This window comes from Streptomyces durhamensis (genome assembly GCF_000725475.1).
Taxonomy (GTDB): domain Bacteria; phylum Actinomycetota; class Actinomycetes; order Streptomycetales; family Streptomycetaceae; genus Streptomyces; species Streptomyces filipinensis.
The window spans coordinates 53,455-74,679 of record NZ_JNXR01000013.1 but is presented as its reverse complement, the minus strand read 5'-3'; the positions used below and the strand labels follow the sequence as shown (position 1 = coordinate 74,679).

Here is a 21,225-nt window from a genome sequence, read left to right as displayed (position 1 = left end):
ATGGAGCATCCATCATGGCCACCCGCTACCCTGGCCCGGTCACCGGGGCCGTCTCACTTCGTCGGGGGATCGCACGCCATGCTCAGGTATCTGCCGTTCCTGCTGGTCCTGGCCCTGTGGATCTACGCCTTCGTGGACTGCCTGAACACCCCCGAGGAAGAGGTGCGGCATCTGCCGAAGGTGGTGTGGGTGGTCGTCATCCTGCTCTTCGGCGAGGTACTGGTCGGCCCGGTCGCCTGGCTGATCACCGGCCGGGCGCGGCAGGCCCGGCCCGGCGGTTCCGCCGCCGCCTGGGTCGCGCCCGACGACAATCCCGAGTTCCTCAAGTCCCTGGGCAAGGACGACCGGGACACCTGAGGGCGCCGACCGAGGAGGCCCGGGCGGTGCGGAGCGCTGCCGATGGGCCCGTCCGCGCCGCCGGTGCCCGCGGTTCAGCCGCCCGGCCGCCGGGTCAGTCGGCCCGGAGGACCAGGTCCAGCAGCCCGGGGAAGCGGGCGTCGAACTCCGTCCGGCGCAGCCGGTTGACCCGCTTGGGGCCCTCGTCGCGCTGTTCCACCAGCCCGGCGCCGCGCAGCACCGAGAAGTGGTGGCTGAGGGCGGCCTTGCCCACCGGTACGTCGAAGCTGCCGCAGCTGCGGCTCCAGTCGGCACAGCCGGCCAGCTCCCTGACGAGGACGAGGCGTACCGGGTCGGCGAGGGCGGCCAGGGCCGTCTGCACCGGGACGTCGTCGGGGTGGGTGTGGTCCGGGGCGGTCCGGTGGCTGCTGGCGGTCACGTGAGTCCCCTCCCTCTTTCTCCGTCGTCCCCGTGCGGGGGCTTGCCGAGTGTTCGATGAAAACCATACACTCGCGGGTGTTCGCTTTTGATTGAACAGTCGAGTGGAGCCGGGGGTACGGCATGCGCGCGGTGGAGTTCCAGGAGTACGGCGGTCCCGAGGTGCTGCGGCTGGTGACGGCCCCGGTGCCGGAGCCCGGCCCCGGGCAGGTGAGCATCGACGTGGCCTACACCGGGGTGAACTTCGCCGACCTGAAGGCCCGTTCGGAGGGCTACCGGGTGCCCGCGCTGCCCTACGTCCCCGGCGTGGAGGTCTCCGGCCGCGTCCGCGCGATCGGCGCCGGCGTCACGGACCTCGCCGTCGGCCAGGAGGTGATGGCGCTCACGGAGGGCGGCGCGTACGCGGAGGTGACGGTGGCCGAGGCGGCCACCGTCTTCCCGGTCCCCTCCGGCCTGGACCTGCGCACCGCCGCGACCCTGCCCGCGGTGCTGCCCACGGCGTACGCCCTCGTCCACACCGTCGGCCGGCTCCAGCCCGGCGAGTCGGTCCTGGTGCAGGGCGCGGCCGGCGGCATCGGTACGGCGGTCGGCCGACTGGCCCGGGCGGCGGGCGCCGGGGCGGTGTACGGCGTGGTGTCCTCGGCCGCGAAGGCCGCCCACGCCAAGGACCACGGGTACGACGAGGTGTTCGTCGGCGCCTTCCAGGAGCAGGTGCGCGCGGCGACCGGCGGGCGGGGCGCCGACCTGGTCCTGGACCCCGTCGGCGGCGACACCCTGCGCGCCGGACTGGCCTCGCTGGCCGTCTTCGGGCGCCTGGTGTCCTTCGGCAACGCGAGCGGCGCCGAACCGTGGACCGTGGGCCAGCCCGAGCTGTACCCGCGCGGCGTCTCGGTGTCCGGCTTCTCCATCCTGACCCTGGCCGCCACGGCGCCGGACGTGCTGCGCCGGCTGTCGGAGCAGGCGTTCGCCAAGGCGGCCGACGGGACGGTGACGCTGCCGGTGACGGCCGAGTTCGCCCTGGCGGAGGCGGCGCAGGCGCACCGGCTGATGGGGGGACGGTCGAGCACGGGGAAGCTGCTGCTGCGGGTCGCGGACTGAGCCGACCTCAACTCCTCCCGTACTGACGGCACTTGGCGAGCACGGACGGCTTGCCATCGCGCACCCGGGGCGTTGTTAATGGTGGTCGCTGAGTTGCCAGGGATCGCCTGACCACTGGGGGACAGAAGCAGATGCAGACCGGCCCGCCACCCGAGCGCCCGACCCAGGATCCGCCGACCGCACCCGCCCCGCCGCGGGAAGCGCCCGCGGCACCGCCCGCGGCGCCCGGCGCCACGCCACACCCGCCGGACGTCCCCGCGCCGCCGGCCCGTCCGGCCCCTTCCCGGCTCGATCTGCGGGTCAGCAAGCGGATCCTGTGGATCGGCGCGGCGGTGTACCCGCTGGCGAACATCGCCCGCGTCTACACCTTCGTCCTGCAGCCCAGGCGCAAGGAGGCGGTGCTGCGGTTCCTGCGGTACACCGCGGGGACGCTGATCGTCGGGTTCATCGCGATGCTGCCCAGCCTGCCCGCCCGCGTGCTGGACAACAGCGGGGAACAGACCTCGCAGCACTCCAGTATGGCCGGCTATGTCACCTTCGTCTGGATCGCGGCGGTCCTCGCCGAGATCTTCTTCCTCATCGACATGCTCTCCGTCGTGTTCGCGGCCCCGCACCACGTCCTCGCGGTCGAGACCTCGGGCACGTCCACCGCGCTGGTCACCAGCAAGGACCCGCGCTATCTGGACCAGATCGTCGGCCAGATCTCCTACGCCATCGATCATCCGGACACCGAGTTCAAGGTGCTGGTGGAGAGCCTCACCGTCTCGCCGAAGAACTACTACTTCGGCGACAACGTCAACATGTACGGCGGCAGCGGAAACGTGGGGATCGGCGCATGAGCGGCACCAACCACTACTACGGCGACAACGTGAACATGTACGGCGGCCGGAACAACCAGGGCATCGTCAAGAACCAGGGCGGCCCCGGAGCCGGGCAGCAGGACCCGGCCCTCACCGCCGCCCTGGCCGAACTGAACGGGCTGGTCGCCCGGTTGCGGACCCAGGTGCCGGCGCCCGACGCCCAGCTGCTGGACGAGTCCCTGCCCGCCGTCAGTCCCGACGCCGCCGTGCCCGCCCAGGAGCGGCACCGGGCGCTGATGGCGATCGCCGGGATCGCCGCCACCGTCGGAGCCGTCGGCCGGCCGGTGGCCGAGGCCGTACGGGCGGTCATCGGGATGATCAGCGGATAGCCGCCACGGCGGCGGCAGCGACGACCTTGACGCTGCCGCCGGCGGCGCTGCGATCCCGGTCCCCGGCGGGCAGCCGCGAGAGGTTGTCCAGCCCCCTGGGTCGGTCGGCTTCCCGCACGCTGCTTCAGCGGGCGTACGACCCGAGGCCGACCAGGCAGTAGACGTACTCGTTCATGGTCGCCCCGTTGATCGTGTAGCGGGACGAGAAGGCGTACTCGGTCTGAGGGTTGTCGTTGCAGCGGCTCATGTCCGAGGTCAGCGGGATGGTCTCGATCACCTTGTAGTGCGCGTCGGACGCGGAGCAGGAGACCTCGTCCACGCCGCTGACGGACTGCGCGGTGGTGGAGTCGGGCAGGGTGCCGTTGAGGCAGGTGCCCGAGGTGTAGGGGCTCGGGTCCGGGCTCGGGGTGCCGTAGGGGTCGCCGGTGCCGTACGGGTCGCTGCTGTACGGGTCGCTGCCGTACGGGTCGCTCGTGTCCGGAGCGCTGCTGTACGGCTCGCCGGTCGCCGTGGCGGTCGGGTACGACGGTGAGTACGGCGACGAGCTGAGCGTGTCGCCGGCCGTGTCGTCGCCGCTGCCGCGGTTCGTGAGCACCAGCAGCAGCACGACGACGGCGACGACACCGATCACACCCAGGCAGGCGAGGCCCTGCTTCTTCTCGGAGCCCGCTCCGGCGGCGGCCGGCGTGACGCGGATCCGCAGGTGCACCTCGCGGTCGCCGGTGCGCAGCCGGACGAGGTCGCCGTCGCGGACCGGGGGTATCCGCACGGGCGGTACGCCCGCGCCCGGCGGCAGTCTGAGGACCGTTCCGGAGGCGGCCTGCTGTGCGGTGAGAGAGACGGGGATCTCGGGGATTCCATGGTTCTCGGGTGACGACACCAGCCGCTCCTGGATGTGAGGATGAGACAACCAGTGTGGGCCGACAGCCCACAGAACTAAAATAACTTTCTAGAAAAGCACTTCAGTATGAGCCCCAAGCAGCAGCGTGGCGAGGCCACCGTCGAACAGCTCCTGGACGCCGCCCTGCGGGTGTACGGCGAGTCGGGCGAGCAGGGGCTGACGGTCGCTGCGATCACCCGCGCGAGCGGGGTGAGCCTCGGCAGCCTCTACCACCACTTCGGCGGCGTCGACGGGCTGATGAACGCCCTGCTCACCCGCTGGCTCGGCCGGCTGCTCGGCGAGCTGGTCGCGTCTCTGGAGCACACCCGTACCGCCCACACCGGTATTCGTGCCCTCGTCAGGACCTACCTGAACTTCGTCCAGGAGCACCGGGAGGCGGCCCTGCTGCTGCACTCCTCGTACGCCGACCGGCAGGGGATGGCCGACGGCAAACGCCTCCGGGACGCCCAGGAGGCCCGGCTGTCGCCGCTCGCCGAGTGGGCGGGGCGGTACGTGGACTCCGGCGACCTCGCCGCACTGCCGGCGCCGCTGCTGGAGTCACTGATCCTCGGTCCGGTCATCGGGGTCGCCCGCCGGTGGCTGTCCGGCATCGACGACGTGGACCTGGACCAGGCGGCGGTGCTGCTCCCGGAGCGGATCTGGCGGGCCGTGGCGGGCTAGCGCGGGGCCTGCCCCGTTGCCCCGCACCCGGCCGACCAGCACAGTGAAGCCATGGATGAACGACAGGCCCGCGCCTGGCTCGCCACCGCCGTCGACGAGGCCCGCGCCGGACTGACCGAGGGCGGGATCCCCATCGGCGCCGCGCTCTACGCCCCCGACGGCACCCTCCTCGGCCGCGGCCACAACCGCCGCGTCCAGGACGACGACCCCTCGGCGCACGCGGAGACGGCCGCGTTCCGCGCGGCGGGACGGCAGCGCTCGTACCGCGGCACGACCATGGTCACCACGCTCTCCCCGTGCTGGTACTGCAGCGGCCTGGTCCGCCAGTTCGGCATCTCCCGGGTGGTGATCGGCGAGGCGGCCACCTTCCACGGCGGCCACGACTGGCTCGCCGGGCACGGTGTGGAGATCGTGCTGCTCCAGGACCCCGAGTGCGTCGCGATGATGCGCGCCTTCGTCAAGGACAACCCGCAGCTGTGGAAGGAGGACATCGGTGACTAGCGCACGCGTTCCCACCATCGATCTGGGGCCGTGGCTGGGCGGTGCCGGACAGGCCCGTGCCGCGCTGGCCCGAACCGTCGACCAGGCGCTGCAGACCGCCGGGTTCCTGCTGGTCACCGGGCACGGGGTGGACCCCGGGCTGCGGGCCGGGATCCGGGCGGCCGCGCGGGAGTTCTTCCTCCTGCCCGCCGAGGCCAAGCAGGCGTACGCGGCGAAGGTCGGCGGCCGGGGCTGGCTCGGGCCCGGCGCCGAGGCCAACGGGTACGCGGAGGGCACCGAGACCCCGCCCGACCTGAAGGAGTCGCTGACCTTCGCGACGGACGAGCCCTTCGAGGACCCCGTCGTCAACGCGGAGTGGTACGCGCCCAACGTGTGGCCCGCCGAGGTCCCCGCACTGCGGCCGCTCTGCACCCGGTACCTGGCGAGGATGGCCGCCCTGGAGAAGGAGCTGCTGTCACTGCTGGGCTACGCGCTGGGGCTGGAACCCGACTTCTTCTCGCGGCACATGGACCATCCGACGTACGGCTTCAACATCAACTGGTACCCGGGCACGGAGGTGGTGGGCGAGCCGCTGCCGGGGCAGTTCCGGATCGGGCCGCACACCGACTTCGGGACCGTGACCATCCTCGACCGGCAGGCCGGGAAGGGCGGACTGCAGATCCACACCGACGCGGGCGGCTGGCAGGACGCGCCGTACGACCCGGCCGCGTTCACCGTCAACGTCGGTGATCTCCTGGCCCGCTGGACCGGCGACCGGTGGCGGTCCGGGCGGCACCGAGTGCTGCCGCCGCCCGCCGACGCGCCCGCCGAGGAGCTGATGTCGCTCGTGTACTTCGGCGAGTGCACCCCCGGCACCCGGGTGGAGTCCGTGCCGGCGCCGGTGGGCCGGGTGGCGTACCCGCCGGTCGACTCGCATGTGTACCTGCGCGAGAAGCTCGACTCGATCACCGTCGGCTGACGCCACCTCTGCCCCACCGGTCACCGTCGGTTATTCACTTCCGCGTTCGGCCCGCCACCCGATCCGTTGAATTGAAGCGGGCGGGCATGTCCCGGCCGCGTCCCACGGCATTGCCTTCACGGGGGCCCGCATTCAGGGCCCCCCTTTTTTTGCCGATAGGAGACGCGTGCGAATCACTGACATCCAGCGCTGCGAGGTCCGGCCAGGACGGCTCGTCGAGTGGACGCTGAGCCCGGCGACCGTGGCGGCGGCGACGGCACTGCCGGAGGACTCCCGGCCGCCCGCCTACATCCAGGAGTCGCACATCAGGACGGCCAGGTGCGTCCGCGAGGACGGGCTGTTCGTGCCGACCTGGCTCGGCACCGCCTTCGACCTGCCGGGGCCGGTCGACCTCGACGCGCTGCAGGAGGCGCTGCGCGCCTGGACGGTACGGCACGAGACGCTGCGCAGCGGCTTCCGCTGGGCCGGACCCTCGGGAGACGAGCTGCGCCGGTTCACGCTGGACGCCGCGGACGTCTCCCTGCACCGGGAGGAGGCGGGCGACTTCGACGACGCGGACGAGCTGGTCCAGCACCTCCAGGACCGCTTCGACACCGTCGCGGACGCGCTGCGCTGGCCGAACCTGATCTACACGGCGGTCGTACGGGACGACGGCGCCAGCGTGTACATGGCGTTCGACCACAGCAACGTCGACGCGTACTCCCTGACCCGGATCGCCGCCGAGATCCACGAGCTGTACACGGCGACCCTGGCGGGCACCGAGCCCGGCCCCCTGGCGCCGGCGGCCAGCTACGTCGACTTCTGCGAGATCGAGCGGGCCGACGCGGACGGCATCGACGGCCGGCACGCGGTCGTCGACCGCTGGCGCGCGTTCATCCGGCGCTGCGACGGCACGCTGCCGGGCTTCCCGGTCGACCTCGGCCTGGTGCCGGGCGACCCGCTGCCGAGGCAGCGGATGCTGTGCGAGCCGCTGGCGGACGCGCAGGAGGCGGCGGCGTTCGAGGCGTACTGCAGGCCGTACGGCGGCAGCATGGTCGGTCTGCTGGCCGCGACCGGGCTGATCGTGCACGAGCTGGGCGGGCAGTCGGTCTACCGGACGGTGGTGCCGTTCCACACCCGGGTGAAGTCGCGGTGGAACGACTCGGTGGGCTGGTACGTGGGCGGCGCCCCCATCGAGGTCCCGGTCGGCCGTACGGCGGGCTTCCCCGACACCCTGCGGGCGGTGCGCGCCGAGCTGCAGGCCAACCGGTCCCTGGCCCGGATGCCGCTCGCGCGGGTGCTGCGGCTGCTCGGCACGGACTTCCGGCCGACCTCCCCGGACCTGCACTCGATCGTCTCCTACGTCGACACCCGGGCCGTCCCCGGCGCCGAGCACTGGGCCGGGCAGCGGGCGCACGCACTGCTGCGGGTGTCGTACGGCGACCAGGTGTGCGTGTGGGTGAACCGGCTGCACGAGGGGCTGTGGCTGGCGAGCCGGTACCCGGACACGGACGTGGCGGCGAAGAACCTGCGACTGTACGTGGAGCGGCTGCGCGACCACATCGCCTCGGTGGCCCACGGGAGCCTCTCGGCGGTGTCCTGACCGGCCGCCGCGGGCCTAGGTGAACTGGCCGGGGAGGGGCTCCACGGGCTCCTGCCCGGAAAGGTCCTCCCGCGCGGATCCGGAAGGGCTCCGCGGGGACCCCAGGCGTGCCGTCAGCTGCTCGAACCGGGCACGCCAGCCGGCTTCCGACTCGCGCTCCCCCTGGAACTCGTGGGTGAACCGCAGCACGCAGCTGTCGTCGCCGCCCCGCTCCAGATGGAACCGGATCCGGCCGCCGGCGCCGAGGGTGTACTCGGCGACCCGGTCGACGTCCCACGCGGTGACCCGCCCCGCCCCCACGTCACGCAGGGCGACCGCGCCGTCGAGCCGGGGTTCCAGCACGTCGACGGCGGTGAACCAGCCCCCGAGTCCCTCGGGGGTGGCCACCGCCGCCCAGACGTCCTCCATGCGCCGCGGGAGCCGCACCAGGAAGTGGAGGATGTGCGTGTTCCCGTGGGTCTGACTGGTGCCCTGTTCGATGGAACCGCTCATGACACCAGTGTCACCGACCCCGGGCTCACACGCCCGCGTAGGAGTGCTTGCCGCTGACGAAGATGTTGACGCCGTAGTAGTTGAACAGCCAGCAGCCGAAGGCGATCATCGCCAGGTAGGCGGCCTTGCGGCCCTTCCAGCCGGCCGTCGCGCGGGCGTGCAGGTAGCAGGCGTAGGCGACCCAGGTGATGAAGGACCAGGTCTCCTTCGGGTCCCAGTTCCAGTAGCGGCCCCAGGCGTCGCCCGCCCAGATCGCGCCCGCGATGATCGTGAACGTCCACAGCGGGAAGACGGCCGCGTTGACCCGGTAGGCGAACTTGTCCAGCGAGGCGGAGGCGGGCAGCCGCTCCAGCACCGAGGTGGCGAACGCGCCGGGCTTGCCGCCGGTCTGCAGCTTGGTCTCGTACGCGTCCTTGAACAGGTACAGGATCGTGGCGACCGCGCCGACGTAGAAGACCGCGCCGCAGAAGATCGCGGTGGAGACGTGGATGTACAGCCAGTACGAGTGCAGCGCGGGCACCAGCTGGTCGCTCGCGGTGTACAGGACGGTGACGGCCAGACCCAGGTCGAGCAGGACCGTGGTGATCAGGAACAGCCCGAGCCAGCGCACGTTCTTCCGCAGTGCCAGCAGCGCCAGGTACACGCCGACGGCCACCGTGGAGAAGGTGATGTTGAACTCGTACATGTTGCCCCACGGCGCCCGCTGCACGGAGGCCGCGCGGCAGACGACGCCCACCAGCTCCACGAGGAACGCGAGCACGGTGAGCGAGACGGCGATACGGCCGTAGAGGTCGCCCTGGACGTCACCGCCGTGCGCGCCGGGCCCGTCCGGCACGTCCCGGGCGCCCGACGCCGACCGCACGACGACCTTGGGCCGCTCCAGCACGGCGGTGCCCCCGCCGGCCTGCTTGACGGTGACGGCCGGGCCCTGGGCCGTCCCGGTCTGCGCCGTGAGCGCGGCGGCCGTGCGGGCCACCTTGCTGCGGCTGCCGAAGAGCCACTCGGCGATGTAGGCGAAGAAGGCCAGGGTGTAGACGGCCATCGACGAGTAGATCAGCGTGTTGCTGATGCTCGCGAGGTGTTCGTTGGTTGCGGCGGCGAGAGTCACTTCTCAGCCCCTTCGGCAGGTACGACGGGAGATTCGGTGGAGTCGTCGTCGGGTTCGGGTGCCCCCGGCGCCTGGTCGTAGAGGGTTCCGGCGAGTGCGCCCAGTTCCTCGGGCACCTTGGCGGACTCGCTGCGGCCGAGCCCGGCCATCTCGACCACCGTCACGCCGTCCGCGCCGCGCACCGCCCGCACCCACACGCGGCGGCGCTGGATGAACAGGGACGCGGCCAGACCGAAGATCGCGGTGAGGGCACCGCCGAGCGCCCAGCCGCCGCCCGGCTCCTGGACGATCTCGAAGCCGGCCCACTCCTTGATGTTCTTCTCGAAGGTGACGGACCCGGCGCCGTTCGGCAGCGTGAGCGTGTCGCCCGGCAGCAGGAGCTTCTTCAGCAGCTGGCCCTTGCCGTCCTTGAACGCCTTCATGTGCGTCTTGTCCAGCTGGTACACGTTCTGCGTACCGCTGTCGACGCCGAGGTCGCCGTGGTAGGCGTTCACCGCGAGCAGCGGGTTCACCAGTGCCGGGAACTGCGAGAGCATCGTGCCGCTCTTCGGGTCGAAGGTCGGCACGAAGAAGGCCTGGAAGCCGAGCTGCTCCTTCTGGCCCTGGGCGTTGCGGTAGCCGTCCATCACCTTGACCACGCCGTTGGAGGTGACGTTGCCGTCGAGCGGCAGCAGCGGTGTGGCGGCACGGTAGACGACCTTGCCCTTGCCGTCGCGGACCGTGATGACGGGCGCGTAGCCGTGGCTGACGAGGTAGACCTTGGCGTCGCCGATGTGCAGCGGCTCGTTGACCTTGATCGTGGTCGGCTTCTGCCTGCCGTACGCCCCGACGCTGTAGTCGATCTTCGCCTGGTAGGTGCGCGGTGTGCCCTTGTTCGGGCCGGTGAGCTCGTAGGTGCCCTTGAAGTCCTTCAGGTCGAAGCTGAACGGCACCAGGTCGTCGTTCTGGAACAGGCTGCCGGACTTGAAGTCGTCGTACATCGGCAGCGCGTTGGAGAAGCCGTCGCCCTCGACCATCAGCTTGGTGCCGTCCGACTTGTACAGCTGGCCGGAGGCGAAGGCGACGAGCAGCACGATCAGCGCGATGTGGAAGGCCAGGTTGCCGACCTCGCGCAGATAGCCCTTCTCGGCGGCGACGGCGTCCCCGGCCACATGCGCGCGGAAGCGGCGCTTCTTCAGCAGGGCGAGCGCGGCCTCGCGGACCTGCTCGGGGTCGGCCTCGGTGCGCCAGGTGGTGTACGCGGGCAGCCGGGTCAGCCGCTTGGGCGCGCCCGGCGGCCGGCCGCGCAGCTGGCCGACGAACTGCCAGGTGCGCGGGACGATGCAGCCGATGAGGGAGACGAACAGCAGGATGTAGATCGCGGAGAACCACACCGAGCTGTAGACGTGGAACAGGCCGAGCTTGTCGTAGATCGGACCGAGCGTCTTGTGGGCCTTGCGGAAGTCGTCGACCTTGTTGAGGTCGGCGCCGGTCTGCGGGATCAGCGAGCCGGGGATCGCGCCGAGCGAGAGCAGCAGGAGCAGCAGCAGCGCGACCCGCATGGAGGTCAGCTGCCGCCAGAACCAGCGGGCCCAGCCGATGACGCCGAGGCCGGGCACGGGGGAGAGCTCCTCCCGCGGCGCGGTGGACAGCTGGGAGCCGGCCGCGCCGAGGTCCTCCTGGTCCGGGCTCTTGTCGGTGTCCTGGCTCTTGTCGGTTTCGGTCTTGCTCATCGGTCAGATCCCCACATCGAAGCCGCCGGACCAGATCTGCAACTGCTGCACCATGCTGCTCCACGCACCGGTCAGCAGCAGCACTCCGGTCACGATCATCATCGAGCCGCCGACGCGCATCACCCAGGCGTAGTGGCGCTTGACCCAGCCGAAGGCGCCGAGCGCCTTGCGGAAGGCGACCGCGGTGAGGACGAAGGGGATGCCGAGACCGACGCAGTAGACGACCAGCAGGAGTGCGCCGCGCCCGGCGCTGGACTCGGTCATGGCGAGAAGGTTCACCGACGACAGGGTCGGTCCGAGACAGGGAGTCCAGCCGATACCGAAGAGCGCGCCCAGCAGCGGCGCGCCCATCAGGCCGGTCACCGGCCGCCGGTGGAAGCGGAACTCGCGCTGGGTCAGGCCGGGCAGCAGCCCCATGAAGAACACGCCCATGAGGATCATGAGCACGCCGAGCACCTTGGAGAGCGTGTCCTGGTAGTCGACCAGGTTGCGGCCGAAGTAGCCGAACAGCGCCCCGCTGGAGACGAACACGGCGCTGAAGCCGAACACGAACAGGGAGGCCCCGGCGACCATCCGCCCGCGCCGGGCCTGGGCCAGGTCCGTGCCGGCGACTCCGGTGACGTAGGAGAGGTAGCCGGGGACGAGGGGCAGGACACAGGGCGAGAAGAAGGAGACGAGCCCGCCGAGCAGGGCGATCGGCGCGGCGATGAACAGGGCGCCGTGCATCACGGTCTGGTTCTGGCCCAACGCCAGCGTCAGCGTCGCGCTCACGTCACTTCTCCGCCAGGACCGGCTTGAGCATCTTCAGCAGGGAGGTGTCGTCGAGCGCCTCCAGGGCCCGCGCGGCGACCTTCCCGTGCTTGTCGATGACGAGCGTGGAGGGGATCAGCTGCGGGTTGAGCGTGCCCTTCTTGAAGCGGAGCATCAGCCTGCCCGTCGGGTCGTACAGGCTCGGGTAGCCGATCCCGTGCTCCTTCTCGAAGGCGATCGCCGGGGTGGTGCTGGTGTCCCGGGTGTTGATGCCGACGAACTGCACGCCCTTGCCCTGGTACTGCTTCGACACCTTGGAGAAGTACTGCGCCTCCTCGCGGCACGGGCCGCACCACGACCCCCAGACGTTGATGACGACGACCTGGCCCTTGTAGTCGGCCACGTCCAGCGTCCTGCCGTCGATGGTCTTGCCGGACAGGTCCGGGGCCGGGGCGCGCTTGCCCGGGGCAGCGGTGGCGATGCCGTTGTTGCCGGTGACGAAGTTGGTGTTGCCACCGCCGCCGGAGGTGCCGCCGTTGCCGCACGCGGACAGCGTCAGGGCCAGGGCGGCGGCCACGGCGCTGAGCAGGACGGCGCGGCTACGGGTACTCATGTGAAAAGTTTCGCATGCCGTTTCCGAGGATCTCGCGCGCCCCCCTGTCGGGCGGAAAACCGCATTTCAGGAGCTATTTACACGGGACATTTCCGGCAGCGGACTAGGCGAGGAACTGCTTCCAGCCACCGGCGGGCTGCCGCCCGACCTCCAGCGTGCGCAGCTTGGCCAGCACCTCGGGCTTCTGTACGTCCATCCAGTCGACGAACTGCCGGAAGGAGACCATCCGCACGTCCGCACCCTTCTCCTTCTCGCGCGCGATGTGCTTGAAGGCCTCCTCGACGGAGTCCATGTAGATGCCGCCGTTCCACTGCTCGAAGTGGTTACCTATGAAGAACGGCGCCCGGTTTGTCTCGTATGCCCGCTGGAAGCCCGCTATGTACGCCTGCGCGGACTGCTTGCGCCAGCCCGGGTAGTTGTAGGCGGGCGCCTTGGTGGAGTTCACGGACTGGTTGGCGAGCATGTTGTAGTCCATCGAGAGCACCTCGAAGGAACGTCCGGGGAAAGGTATCTGCTGCAGCGGCAGGTCCCAGATGCCCAGCTTCTTGTCCGGCCACACCTGACGGCCGCCCGGCGAGGAGGCGTCGTAGCGCCAGCCCAGCTCACGGGCGGTGGGCAGCAGGTTGTTCTGGCCGAGGAGACAGGGCGTACGGCCGCCGACCAGCTCCTTGTCGTAGTCGAAGGGCAGTGAGGGCAGGTCGTGCCAGCCGGTGTTGGTCCGCCACTGCTTCACGAACGCCTTGGCCTGCTCGATCTCGCTCTTCCACTGCTGTGCGGTCCAGTTGCCGACGGTGCCGTGGCCGGAGCAGAAGTGCCCGTTGAAGTGGGTGCCGATCTCGTGGCCCTCCAGCCACGCCCGGTGCACGTTGGCGAGCGTCGCCTTGATGTGCTCGTCGGTGAGGTAGCCGATGTCGGAGGCGCCGCGCGGGTTGTTCGGGGGCTCGTAGAGCCGCTTCTTCGACTCGGGCAGCAGATACAGCCCCGAGAGGAAGAAGGTCATGCTCGCGCCGTGCTGCTTGGCGAGGTCCAGGAAGCGCGGGAAGAGTCCGTTGCCGACCTCGCCGGCGCCGTCCCAGGAGAAGATGACGAACTGCGGCGGCGTCTGGCCCGGCTCCAGCGGCTCGGGCTTGGCCGGCTGGTGCGCCTGCTTGCCCGTGAACGACGTGGAACCGTCCCCGATCGGCTTGGCCGGATGCGAACCGCTCCCGCCGCCCTGGCCGTTCTTCCCCTGCCCGGAACCGTTCGGGTGCCCGGCACCGTCGGATGACGTGTGGCTCCCGCAGCCCGCCAGGGTGGCGGCGGCCGCCGCACCCGCGCCGAGTCCGAGCATTCCCCTGCGGGAGAGGTTCCGGGAGACGGTGCGCATGGAGATCCCCGATTCGTCGCGCCTGCTGATGGTCACCCAGTCAGAGGGCGCGACGAACGAGGAGGTTCCGCTGATTTGTATGGTTTTCGTAACGGATACCGAAAAAGCGCGCTAAGACACACCAAACGGACCGTCAGAAACCCCTGTCTCAGGCCCCGAAGGCCTTCCCCTGAGCGGTGCCCTTGCCCTTCTGCGGCTTGGCACCGGCCCGCAGATGGGCCGGGACGAGATCGATCGCGGGCTCGCTGTAGCCGACCGACACGATCCTGTCGCCCAGATATGTGAAAGTCGTCAGGGAGGCGAGCGTGCACTGCCGCTTGCGCGGATCGTGCCACAGCCGCCGCCGCTCGACGTAGGACCGCACGATCCAGATCGGCAGCTGATGGCTGACCAGCACCGCCTCGTGCCCGCGCGCCTGGTCCTTGGCCGCGTTCAGCGCGCCCATCATCCGCACCACCTGGTCGACGTACGGCTCGCCCCAGGACGGCTTGAACGGGTTGACCAGGTGCTTCCAGTTCTCGGGCCGCTGCAGGGCACCGTCCCCGACGCCGAACGTCTTGCCCTGGAAGACGTTGTCGGCCTCGATGAGCCGCTCGTCCGTGTCCAGGTCGAGACCGTGCGCCTTGGCGATCGGGGTGGCCGTCTCCTGCGCCCGCTCCAGCGGCGAGGCGCAGACGTACGTGACGTCCCGCGGGGCGAGGTGCTCGGCCACCCGGTCGGCCATCTGCCGGCCCAGCTCGGACAGGTGGTACCCGGGCAGCCGCCCGTAGAGGATCCCGTCCGGGTTGGCGACCTCACCGTGCCGCATGAGGTGGACGACCGTGACGTCCTTGTCCCTGCTGCCGTTGCTGATGCTCACGCGGTGGCCTCCGCAGCCGCCCGGGCCGCCGCCGGAAGGGCGTCGGCGATCTTCTGGATGGCCCGCTCGTCGTGGGCCGTGGACACGAACCAGGACTCGAAGGACGACGGCGGCAGGTAGACGCCGTTCGACAGCAGCGAGTGGAAGAACGCGGTGAAGCGGTACGAGTCCTGCCGCTTGGCGTCCTCGTAGGTGCGCACCTGCCGGTCGGTGAAGAACACCGAGAACATGTTGGAGGCGGTCTGCAGCCGGTGCGCGACGCCCTCCTTGCTCAGCGCCTCGCCGACCAGGGACTGGATCTGCGCGGAGACCGCGTCGACCTTCTCGTAGGCGGCGTCGTCCAGCAGCCGCAGCTGGGCGAGCCCGGCGGCGGTGGCGACCGGGTTACCCGAGAGGGTGCCGGCCTGGTAGACGGGACCGGCTGGGGCGAGGTGGGCCATCACATCGGCGCGCCCGCCGAACGCCGCGGCCGGGAAGCCGCCGCCCATGACCTTGCCGAAGGTCATCAGGTCCGGCTTGACCCCGTCGATCCCGTACCACCCGGCGCGGCTGGTACGGAAGCCCGTCATCACCTCGTCGGAGATGTACAGGGCGCCGTTCTTCCGGCAGGCGTCCCGCAGCCCCTGGTTGAACCCGGGGTCCGGCGGTACGACGCCCATGTTGCCCGGCGAGGCCTCGGTGATCACGCACGCGATCTCACCGGGGTGCCGGTGGAAGGCCTCCTGCACGGCCTCCAGGTCGTTGTACGGCAGCACGATCGTGTCGCCGGCCTGGGCACCGGTGACACCCGGGGTGTCGGGCAGCGCGAAGGTCGCGACGCCGCTGCCGGCCGAGGCGAGCAGCGAGTCGACGTGACCGTGGTAACAGCCGGCGAACTTGATCACCTTGGACCGCTGGGTGAACCCACGGGCGAGCCGGATGGCGCTCATGGTCGCCTCGGTGCCGCTGCTGACGAGCCGCACCTGCTCCACGGGCTCGACCCGGGCGACGATCTCCTCGGCCAGCGCGACCTCGCCCTCGCCGGGCGTGCCGAAGGACGTGCCGCGGGCCACGGCCTCCTGGACGGCGGCGATGACCTCGGGGTGCGAGTGCCCCAGGATCATGGGCCCCCAGGAACAGACCAGGTCGACGTACTCCCGCCCGTCGGCGTCGGTCAGGTAGGCCCCCTTCCCCGACACCATGAACCGGGGCGTGCCGCCGACGGCGCGGAAGGCCCGCACCGGCGAGTTCACGCCGCCGGGTGCGACGGCGGAGGCGCGGTCGAAGAGCGCCTGGGAGGCCGGCGCGTCGTAGGGATAGGGCGTTTCACTCAGGGCACTCATGACCTGCTGCTTCTCCGGCTTCTCGGACTCCGGCTGCTTGGGTGACCTCCTCAGGGTAGGCCGCGGCCCGGCGGGCGCGTGGTCCGCCTCAAGATCCAAGCGCCGCCATCCGCCATCTGCGAGACTGAGCCCTGATACACACAGCTCTTACGCACGTAATGATCAGAGGCCGGACAAGAACCCGTGGACTGTTGTTCCACCGCACGTTTCGGCGGGCGGCCGTGGGGGAGGTCACTGACACGATGATCGGGTTGCGCGGCGGGGGCCACGCGTCCTAGAAAAGCAGTCGGGTGGAGATATGCATCGCGGTGGCGGACTGGGCGAGGGGACTGATGACCTGGGTCCTCGACGTGCCCGGCGGGGAAGGCACCGGCGCGACGCGGAGGAATCGACCGAAGCGCGGCAGAGCGACGCACGTCGGACACAGGATGTACCGAGCGAGCCCGAGCGGCACGACCGGCAGGGTGATCGGCAGCTGGACCGCCAGCTGGAGCGACCGGTCGACCGCCGTTCGGACCACCGGGCCGACCGCCTGACGGCGGGGAGCAGGAAGGGTGGTCGGGTGGGGGTGACGTACAAATACTTCGGCGCGCCTGACGGCGCGACCGCGGCCCGCGTCCCCATCTCGATGCGCCCCGAGGAACTCGGCGGCGACGAGCTGGGCATGAACGGCATGTTCACCAAGATCAAGCCGGAGACGATGGCCGCGATGGTCCTGACCGGCATCGAGGGCGTCCCCCTGCACAAGGTGCCGCCCCTGGAACTGGTCGTCCTGCACCCCGACTACGCGGTCGTCAAACTCCCCATGACCGTCGTCGACCCCCTGCGCGGCATCGGCGAGGAGGCGGTCGGCGCGGCGGCCTTCATCTGGTCGACGGTCCCGGACCGCGGCGGTCCGCGCGATGCGTTCAACGTGTATCAGCTGCTTCACGAGTGGCAGGACTTCAGCCACCGGTTGCATGAGGCGGGGCACCAGCCTTATTGCCTGGTCTGGCCCTGAGCCGGGGTTTCGTCGTGTACGGGCGGGGTTTTCGGACCCCGCCTTTTTCATGCGCCTTTCATGCGCCGAGAGCGGCCGTCAGGCGGCCGGGGCACATGGGCACAAGGGGGTCCACGCGCGAGCCGGCCGTTGAGGGGCTGGTTGATCGTTTTAGGGTGGGGATCGCCACAGCAGCGGATGGGGGAACGATGCATTCACGGGACAGTGCGCTCGTGCTCGGCCCGGGCGGGCTCGTCGGCACGGCCTGGATGGTGGGACTCGTCCACGGCCTGCGCGGCCTGGGCGTCGACCTGGGCGCGGCGGATCTGGTCGTCGGCACCTCGGCCGGCGCGATCGTGGGCGCCGCGCTGGCCACGGGCCAGGACCTCGCACACTTCGCCGACCCCGCCGGCAGCAGCGGCGACGGCCCCCGGCCGCCGCAGGCCGATCCGCAGCGCATGGGTGAGGTCTTCGCGGTCCTCGGTGCCGGCCTGCCACCGGAGGAGGCCCGTCGGCGGGTCGGGCGGATCGCCCTCGCCGCGGCCGATCCGGAGGCCGAGCGGGCCTTGGTCGCGGTGCGACGCCGGCTCGTCGGCACGGACGCCTGGCCGAGCGAGCGTCGCCTGCTCATCCCTGCCGTGGAGGCGGGAAGCGGCGAGCCGGTGGTCTGGGATCGCGACAGTGGCGTTCCACTGGCGGCTGCTGTCGCGGCCTCCAGCGCGTTCCCGGGAGCGGCGCCTCCCGTCTCGATCGGTGGGCGCCACTTCATCGACGGCGCGCTGCGGGCAGGCACCAACGTGGACCTCGCGGCCGGTGCACGTACGTTGGTCGTCGTGGAGCCGATGGCGCGTCAGGCTCCCGGGCAGGAAGCGTTGGCTGCGCTGGGCGCGGAGACGGTGGTGTCGCTGTTCCCGGACGAGGCATCGGCGGCGGCGCTCGGCACGGACCTGACGGACCCGTCGGCGTGGGTGCCCGCGTTCCAGGCGGGGCGGTTGCAAGCCGCTGCCGCGCGGAAGCGGCTGGCCGGCTCCTGGGCGCCGGCGAGAGGCGAAAGCCTGGCATGAACGCCTTCCCAGGCACGTGCCCGAGGGCACATCCAGGGTCATGAGCCCGGGAAACGGCGTTGCCCCGTGAGGACTACGGAGGAGACCCCGCCGTCGGCTTCGGGTGCGGGGCCGGGGCGGCGTCACGGGGTGTCGGGGTTGACCAGGACGATCTTGCCGATGTGGTGGGCGTCCAGGATCCGGTGTGCCTCGGCGGCCTCGGCCATGGGCAGGGTCCGGTCGATGACCGGCTGCACGGAGCCGTTCTCGATCAAGGGCCACACGTGCTCCTGGACCTCGGCCACGATGGCCGCCTTCTGCGCGGTCGGGCGGGAGCGCAGGGTGGTCCCGTGCACGGACGCACGCTTGAAGAGGAGGTCGGCGAGGTCGAGTTCGGCCTCCAGGCCGTTCTGCAGACCGATGATGACCAGTCGCCCGTCGGGGGCCAGGGAGCGGACGTTGCGCTGGAGGTAGTGGCCGCCGACGACGTCGAGGATCACGTCGTAGGGAGCGTGTTCGGCGAAGTCCTCGGTGCGGTAGTTGATCGCGAGGTCGGCGCCGAGATCTCGTACCCGGGCGGCCTGGTCGGGGCCGCCGACCGTGGTGACGACGCGGGCGCCGCGGGCCTTGGCGAGCTGGACGGCCATCGTGCCGATGCCACCGGCTCCGCCGTGCACGAGGAAGGTTTCGCCCGCCTTGAGGGCACCGGTCATGAAGACGTTCGACCAGACCGTGGCGGCGGCTTCCGGCAGGGCCGCCGCTTCGACGAGGCTCATCCCCTTGGGCACCGTGAGCAGTTGCCCCGCGGGGACGGCGACCTTCTGCGCGTACCCGCCGCCGGTGAGCAACGCGCAGACCTCGTCGCCCGGTCGCCACTGGGTGACGCCCTCGCCGACGGCGCTGATCCGGCCGGAGACCTCCAGTCCCGGGTAGGGCGATGCTCCCGGCGGCACCGGGTACCAACCCATCCGCTGCGCGACGTCCGCTCGGTTCACCGCGCCGGCCACCACGTCGACGACGACCTCGCCCGCGGCCGGGGCCGGGTCCTCGGCCTCGGTCCACTCCAGGACCTCCGGGCCCCCGGGTTCCCTGATCGAAATCGCTTTCATCTCTCTCCTTCTCGCATCCCTGAAGGGACTCATCGGCGGCGGCTCATCGGTGGGCGCGGAGCCCTACCGCGTCACTTCAGCTTCTTGAGGACCTCGGCCGCGGCCGGTCCGGCGGAGGCGGGGTTCTGACCGGTCACCAGATTGCGGTCCACGACGACGTTCGGGGCCCACGGCTCCCCCGCCCGGTAGTCGGCGCCGGCCTCGACCAGGCGGTCCTGGAGCAGCCACTTGGCGCCCGCCGCCAGGCCGTTCTGGGTCTCCTCGGCGTTGCTGAAGCCGGTGAGCCGGTAGCCGGCGAAGGCGTTGCTGCCGTCGGCCTCGGTGGCGGCCAGCAGTGCGGCCGGGGCGTGGCAGACCACGCCGAGCGGCTTGCCCGAGGCCAGGGTGTCGACGAGGAGCCTGCCGGAGGTGGCGTCGACGGCCAGGTCCTCCATCGGGCCGTGGCCACCGGGGTAGAAGACGGCGGCGTAGTCGTCGAGGTCGACGTCCTCCAGCGCGACGGGGTGCTGGATCTCGCTGATCGAGGCGAGGGCGTCCGCCATCTTCTGCGCGCCCTCCTCGCCGCCGTTGAACTGCGGCGCCAGGCTGACCTGGTCCAGGGGCGGTACGACGCCGCCCGGCGTGGCGACGACGATCTCGTGGCCGGCGGCCTTGAACGCCTGGTACGGGGTGACGGCCTCCTCGGCCCAGAAGCCGGTCGGGTGCTTGGTGCCGTCAGCCAGTGTCCAGTGGTCGGCGCCGGTCATCACGAAAAGGATCTTCGACATGGTGTGGTCTCTCCTAGAGCCGGGTCATCGGGCGGCGCCCCGCGCCAGCGGGGGGCCAGGTCTCCGCACTGGTTGCCCGGTCTGCGGCCACTGCGGCGAGAACACGTCGCCGACGGCGGACACCGGGTCCTGCCCCGTGATCAGGCGGCCGTCACGCACGGCGTACGGCGCCGGGGGAACGGCACTCCGCTTCCACACCGTCGGCCGGACCGTCGGCCGCCCGCACGCTCGGGGCCGGGTCTGACCGGACGGCACGGACGGTGGTGATCCTGGAGCCCAGTACTTCACGCCCTCGAAACTAAAGGTGCTGAAGTATCTGCGCCAATGAAGAAGCCGATACCAGGTATCGATGCCCCGATGCCCCGAAGCGATGACCCGATGCCCCGGTCCCGGCGACGGGCGGGGTGGGTGGCCGGCAGGCGTACCTCGTACGCTCGGATCCGTGAGCGTTCACGACACTCATGCCTCCGGTCCGCTGGACCTGAACCTGCTGCGGACCTTCCTCGCGGTGCACCGCCTGGGCTCCTTCACCGCCGCGGCACGTCAGCTGAGCCTGTCGCAGTCCACCGTCACCACGCAGATCCGGGCACTGGAGAACCGCCTGGGCCACGAGCTGTTCGAACGCCGGGCGCAGGGTGTCACCCCGCTGCCCCACGCGGACGAACTCGCCACCCGGCTGTCGGGCCCCCTCGACCAGTTGGCCGTCATCGCCGACGAGGAGCCGAGCAGCACCGTGGCACCGGTGCATCTGGCGGGGCCCGCGGAGTTCATGAGCGTGGCGGGGCTGATGGTGCTGGGCCCGCTGGTCACGCAGGGCGTCCGGCTGCGGGTGGCCGTCGGGCTGACCGAACCGCTGCTGGAGGAACTGCGGGCCGGACGCCACGACCTCGTCGTCGCCACCCGGCGGCCCCGCGGCCGGACGCTGCAGGCGGACCTCCTCGCCGACGAGGAGTTCGTCCTGGTCGCCGCGCCTGTATGGGCCGAGCGGCTCAAGGGGCGGGAGCCGTCCACCGCCCTGGAGGGCCTCCCGCTGGTCGCCTACGCCGAGGACCTGCCCATCGCCCGCCGCTACTGGCGCCATGTCTTCGGCCGCCGCCTGCACACCCAGGCCGCGATCACGGTCCCCGACCTGCGCAGCGTCCTCACCGCCCTCACGGCCGGCGCCGGCTGGAGCGTCCTGCCCAGCTATCTGTGCCGTGCCGAGCTCGCCTCCGGCGTCCTGCAGCTGCTGCACCAGCCGGAGGACCCGCCGATCAACACCGCCTACCTCGTCCAGCGCCCGGGCAGCTCCGCCAACCCGCACGTCGCGCTCGTCCGCGAGCACCTGCTGTCCGCCGCGAGAACCTGGTGAACGGCCCGGCGACGCAAGAGCCCGTACGTCCGCACGTCCGCTCCGCAGGCACATCCGGGACGCGAGTGCCACGCTTGTGCTGAGTCCCGGC

Annotated in this window: 23 protein-coding genes; 11 read left to right on the top strand and 12 right to left on the bottom strand. The window is 71.1% G+C overall.

Features of this window, described 5'->3' with window-relative positions; genetic code table 11:
• Window positions 1-78 precede the first annotated feature (78 nt).
• Window positions 79-357 carry a PLD nuclease N-terminal domain-containing protein gene (locus IO33_RS0119885; RefSeq protein WP_031166810.1) on the top strand — a complete coding sequence of 93 codons (279 nt, stop codon included), beginning with the start codon at window positions 79-81 and terminating at the stop codon, window positions 355-357.
• Between the two features lie 94 nt (window positions 358-451).
• On the opposite strand, the gene IO33_RS0119880 is transcribed toward IO33_RS0119885, so the two are convergent.
• Window positions 452-775, bottom strand: coding sequence for an ArsR/SmtB family transcription factor (locus tag IO33_RS0119880; RefSeq protein WP_031166807.1), 324 nt, complete (start codon window positions 773-775; stop codon window positions 452-454).
• A gap of 122 nt (window positions 776-897) precedes the next feature.
• On the opposite strand from IO33_RS0119880, the gene IO33_RS0119875 reads away from it, so the two are divergent.
• The 3 genes from IO33_RS0119875 (at window position 898) to IO33_RS0119865 (ending at window position 3,061) form a co-directional block, all read left to right on the top strand.
• Window positions 898-1,872, top strand: a complete 975-nt coding sequence (locus IO33_RS0119875) for a quinone oxidoreductase family protein (protein ID WP_031166805.1) — start codon at window positions 898-900, stop codon at window positions 1,870-1,872.
• A 131-nt stretch (window positions 1,873-2,003) separates the two neighbouring features.
• The gene (locus tag IO33_RS0119870; protein ID WP_245235839.1) at window positions 2,004-2,711 is read left to right on the top strand and encodes a DUF6232 family protein; all 708 of its coding nucleotides are present in this window, start codon (window positions 2,004-2,006) and stop codon (window positions 2,709-2,711) included.
• Window positions 2,708-3,061, top strand: coding sequence for a hypothetical protein (locus tag IO33_RS0119865; protein WP_031166802.1), 354 nt, complete (start codon window positions 2,708-2,710; stop codon window positions 3,059-3,061). Before IO33_RS0119870 ends, IO33_RS0119865 begins: the two co-directional genes overlap by 4 nt.
• Window positions 3,062-3,185: 124 nt before the next feature.
• Here the strand turns inward: IO33_RS0119865 and IO33_RS0119860 are convergent, their stop codons facing one another.
• Window positions 3,186-3,941: an LppU/SCO3897 family protein gene (locus IO33_RS0119860; protein WP_245235838.1), complete on the bottom strand. Its 756-nt coding sequence runs from the start codon at window positions 3,939-3,941 to the stop codon at window positions 3,186-3,188.
• A gap of 87 nt (window positions 3,942-4,028) precedes the next feature.
• Here IO33_RS0119860 and IO33_RS0119855 point away from each other — a divergent pair, with 87 nt between their 5' ends.
• The 4 genes from IO33_RS0119855 to IO33_RS0119840 all read left to right on the top strand — a co-directional run bounded on the left by IO33_RS0119855 (window position 4,029) and on the right by IO33_RS0119840 (window position 7,663).
• Window positions 4,029-4,622 (top strand): TetR/AcrR family transcriptional regulator, encoded by a 594-nt coding sequence (locus IO33_RS0119855; RefSeq protein WP_031166798.1) that lies wholly within the window; start codon window positions 4,029-4,031, stop codon window positions 4,620-4,622.
• 51 nt (window positions 4,623-4,673) lie between these two features.
• Window positions 4,674-5,123, top strand: a complete 450-nt coding sequence (locus tag IO33_RS0119850) for a nucleoside deaminase (RefSeq protein WP_031166796.1) — start codon at window positions 4,674-4,676, stop codon at window positions 5,121-5,123.
• A complete protein-coding gene (locus IO33_RS0119845; RefSeq protein WP_031166794.1) occupies window positions 5,116-6,081 on the top strand; it encodes an isopenicillin N synthase family dioxygenase in 966 nt (321 codons plus the stop codon). The genes IO33_RS0119850 and IO33_RS0119845 overlap by 8 nt, the downstream gene beginning before the upstream one ends.
• A 166-nt stretch (window positions 6,082-6,247) precedes the next feature.
• Window positions 6,248-7,663 (top strand): condensation domain-containing protein, encoded by a 1,416-nt coding sequence (locus IO33_RS0119840; RefSeq protein ID WP_031166791.1) that lies wholly within the window; start codon window positions 6,248-6,250, stop codon window positions 7,661-7,663.
• A gap of 15 nt (window positions 7,664-7,678) precedes the next feature.
• On the opposite strand, the gene IO33_RS0119835 is transcribed toward IO33_RS0119840, so the two are convergent.
• The 8 genes from IO33_RS0119835 to hemL all read right to left on the bottom strand — a co-directional run bounded on the left by IO33_RS0119835 (window position 7,679) and on the right by hemL (window position 15,876).
• Window positions 7,679-8,155, bottom strand: a complete 477-nt coding sequence (locus tag IO33_RS0119835) for an SRPBCC domain-containing protein (protein ID WP_245235837.1) — start codon at window positions 8,153-8,155, stop codon at window positions 7,679-7,681.
• 25 nt (window positions 8,156-8,180) lie between these two features.
• Entirely contained in the window at window positions 8,181-9,263 is a 1,083-nt protein-coding gene (ccsB, locus tag IO33_RS0119830; RefSeq protein ID WP_031166787.1) for a c-type cytochrome biogenesis protein CcsB, read from the bottom strand.
• Window positions 9,260-10,975 (bottom strand): cytochrome c biogenesis protein ResB, encoded by a 1,716-nt coding sequence (resB, locus tag IO33_RS0119825; RefSeq protein WP_031166785.1) that lies wholly within the window; start codon window positions 10,973-10,975, stop codon window positions 9,260-9,262. The genes ccsB and resB overlap by 4 nt, the downstream gene beginning before the upstream one ends.
• Window positions 10,976-10,978: 3 nt before the next feature.
• Window positions 10,979-11,746 (bottom strand): cytochrome c biogenesis CcdA family protein, encoded by a 768-nt coding sequence (locus IO33_RS0119820; protein ID WP_031166783.1) that lies wholly within the window; start codon window positions 11,744-11,746, stop codon window positions 10,979-10,981.
• 1 nt (window position 11,747) lies between these two features.
• On the bottom strand, window positions 11,748-12,338 hold the full coding sequence (locus IO33_RS0119815; RefSeq protein ID WP_209438884.1) for a TlpA family protein disulfide reductase: 591 nt from the start codon (window positions 12,336-12,338) through the stop codon (window positions 11,748-11,750).
• A 103-nt stretch (window positions 12,339-12,441) separates the two neighbouring features.
• Entirely contained in the window at window positions 12,442-13,704 is a 1,263-nt protein-coding gene (locus IO33_RS0119810; RefSeq protein ID WP_031166778.1) for a polysaccharide deacetylase family protein, read from the bottom strand.
• A 148-nt stretch (window positions 13,705-13,852) separates the two neighbouring features.
• Complete coding sequence (locus tag IO33_RS0119800; RefSeq protein ID WP_051926878.1) at window positions 13,853-14,512, bottom strand: histidine phosphatase family protein; 660 nt, start codon at window positions 14,510-14,512, stop codon at window positions 13,853-13,855.
• A gap of 47 nt (window positions 14,513-14,559) precedes the next feature.
• Entirely contained in the window at window positions 14,560-15,876 is a 1,317-nt protein-coding gene (gene hemL, locus IO33_RS0119795; protein ID WP_031166774.1) for a glutamate-1-semialdehyde 2,1-aminomutase, read from the bottom strand.
• 571 nt (window positions 15,877-16,447) lie between these two features.
• Between hemL and IO33_RS0119780 the strand changes: the two genes are divergently transcribed.
• Together IO33_RS0119780 and IO33_RS0119775 are read left to right on the top strand one after the other, a co-directional pair.
• Window positions 16,448-16,885 carry a hypothetical protein gene (locus IO33_RS0119780; protein WP_003974483.1) on the top strand — a complete coding sequence of 146 codons (438 nt, stop codon included), beginning with the start codon at window positions 16,448-16,450 and terminating at the stop codon, window positions 16,883-16,885.
• 188 nt (window positions 16,886-17,073) lie between these two features.
• Window positions 17,074-17,928, top strand: a complete 855-nt coding sequence (locus IO33_RS0119775) for a patatin-like phospholipase family protein (protein WP_031166772.1) — start codon at window positions 17,074-17,076, stop codon at window positions 17,926-17,928.
• Between the two features lie 122 nt (window positions 17,929-18,050).
• Here the strand turns inward: IO33_RS0119775 and IO33_RS0119770 are convergent, their stop codons facing one another.
• A complete protein-coding gene (locus IO33_RS0119770) occupies window positions 18,051-19,016 on the bottom strand; it encodes an NAD(P)H-quinone oxidoreductase (RefSeq protein ID WP_031166771.1) in 966 nt (321 codons plus the stop codon).
• A 71-nt stretch (window positions 19,017-19,087) separates the two neighbouring features.
• Complete coding sequence (locus IO33_RS0119765) at window positions 19,088-19,783, bottom strand: type 1 glutamine amidotransferase domain-containing protein (RefSeq protein ID WP_031166770.1); 696 nt, start codon at window positions 19,781-19,783, stop codon at window positions 19,088-19,090.
• Between the two features lie 442 nt (window positions 19,784-20,225).
• Here IO33_RS0119765 and IO33_RS0119760 point away from each other — a divergent pair, with 442 nt between their 5' ends.
• Entirely contained in the window at window positions 20,226-21,134 is a 909-nt protein-coding gene (locus IO33_RS0119760) for a LysR family transcriptional regulator (RefSeq protein WP_031166768.1), read from the top strand.
• Window positions 21,135-21,225 lie beyond the last annotated feature (91 nt).

What these genes read in the sequence shown, in the direction of transcription:
- IO33_RS0119775 (WP_031166772.1), top strand. Translation starts at nt 17,074, where the DNA reads ATGCATTCACGGGACAGTGCGCTCGTGCTCGGCCCGGGCGGGCTCGTC.
- IO33_RS0119800 (WP_051926878.1), bottom strand. Translation starts at nt 14,512, where the DNA reads ATGCGGCACGGTGAGGTCGCCAACCCGGACGGGATCCTCTACGGGCGG.
- IO33_RS0119815 (WP_209438884.1), bottom strand. Translation starts at nt 12,338, where the DNA reads ATGAGTACCCGTAGCCGCGCCGTCCTGCTCAGCGCCGTGGCCGCCGCC.
- IO33_RS0119810 (WP_031166778.1), bottom strand. Translation starts at nt 13,704, where the DNA reads ATGCGCACCGTCTCCCGGAACCTCTCCCGCAGGGGAATGCTCGGACTC.
- IO33_RS0119885 (WP_031166810.1), top strand. Translation starts at nt 79, where the DNA reads ATGCTCAGGTATCTGCCGTTCCTGCTGGTCCTGGCCCTGTGGATCTAC.
- IO33_RS0119870 (WP_245235839.1), top strand. Translation starts at nt 2,004, where the DNA reads ATGCAGACCGGCCCGCCACCCGAGCGCCCGACCCAGGATCCGCCGACC.
- IO33_RS0119850 (WP_031166796.1), top strand. Translation starts at nt 4,674, where the DNA reads ATGGATGAACGACAGGCCCGCGCCTGGCTCGCCACCGCCGTCGACGAG.
- IO33_RS0119875 (WP_031166805.1), top strand. Translation starts at nt 898, where the DNA reads ATGCGCGCGGTGGAGTTCCAGGAGTACGGCGGTCCCGAGGTGCTGCGG.
- IO33_RS0119865 (WP_031166802.1), top strand. Translation starts at nt 2,708, where the DNA reads ATGAGCGGCACCAACCACTACTACGGCGACAACGTGAACATGTACGGC.
- resB (WP_031166785.1), bottom strand. Translation starts at nt 10,975, where the DNA reads ATGAGCAAGACCGAAACCGACAAGAGCCAGGACACCGACAAGAGCCCG.
- IO33_RS0119835 (WP_245235837.1), bottom strand. Translation starts at nt 8,155, where the DNA reads ATGAGCGGTTCCATCGAACAGGGCACCAGTCAGACCCACGGGAACACG.
- IO33_RS0119770 (WP_031166771.1), bottom strand. Translation starts at nt 19,016, where the DNA reads ATGAAAGCGATTTCGATCAGGGAACCCGGGGGCCCGGAGGTCCTGGAG.
- IO33_RS0119855 (WP_031166798.1), top strand. Translation starts at nt 4,029, where the DNA reads ATGAGCCCCAAGCAGCAGCGTGGCGAGGCCACCGTCGAACAGCTCCTG.
- IO33_RS0119765 (WP_031166770.1), bottom strand. Translation starts at nt 19,783, where the DNA reads ATGTCGAAGATCCTTTTCGTGATGACCGGCGCCGACCACTGGACACTG.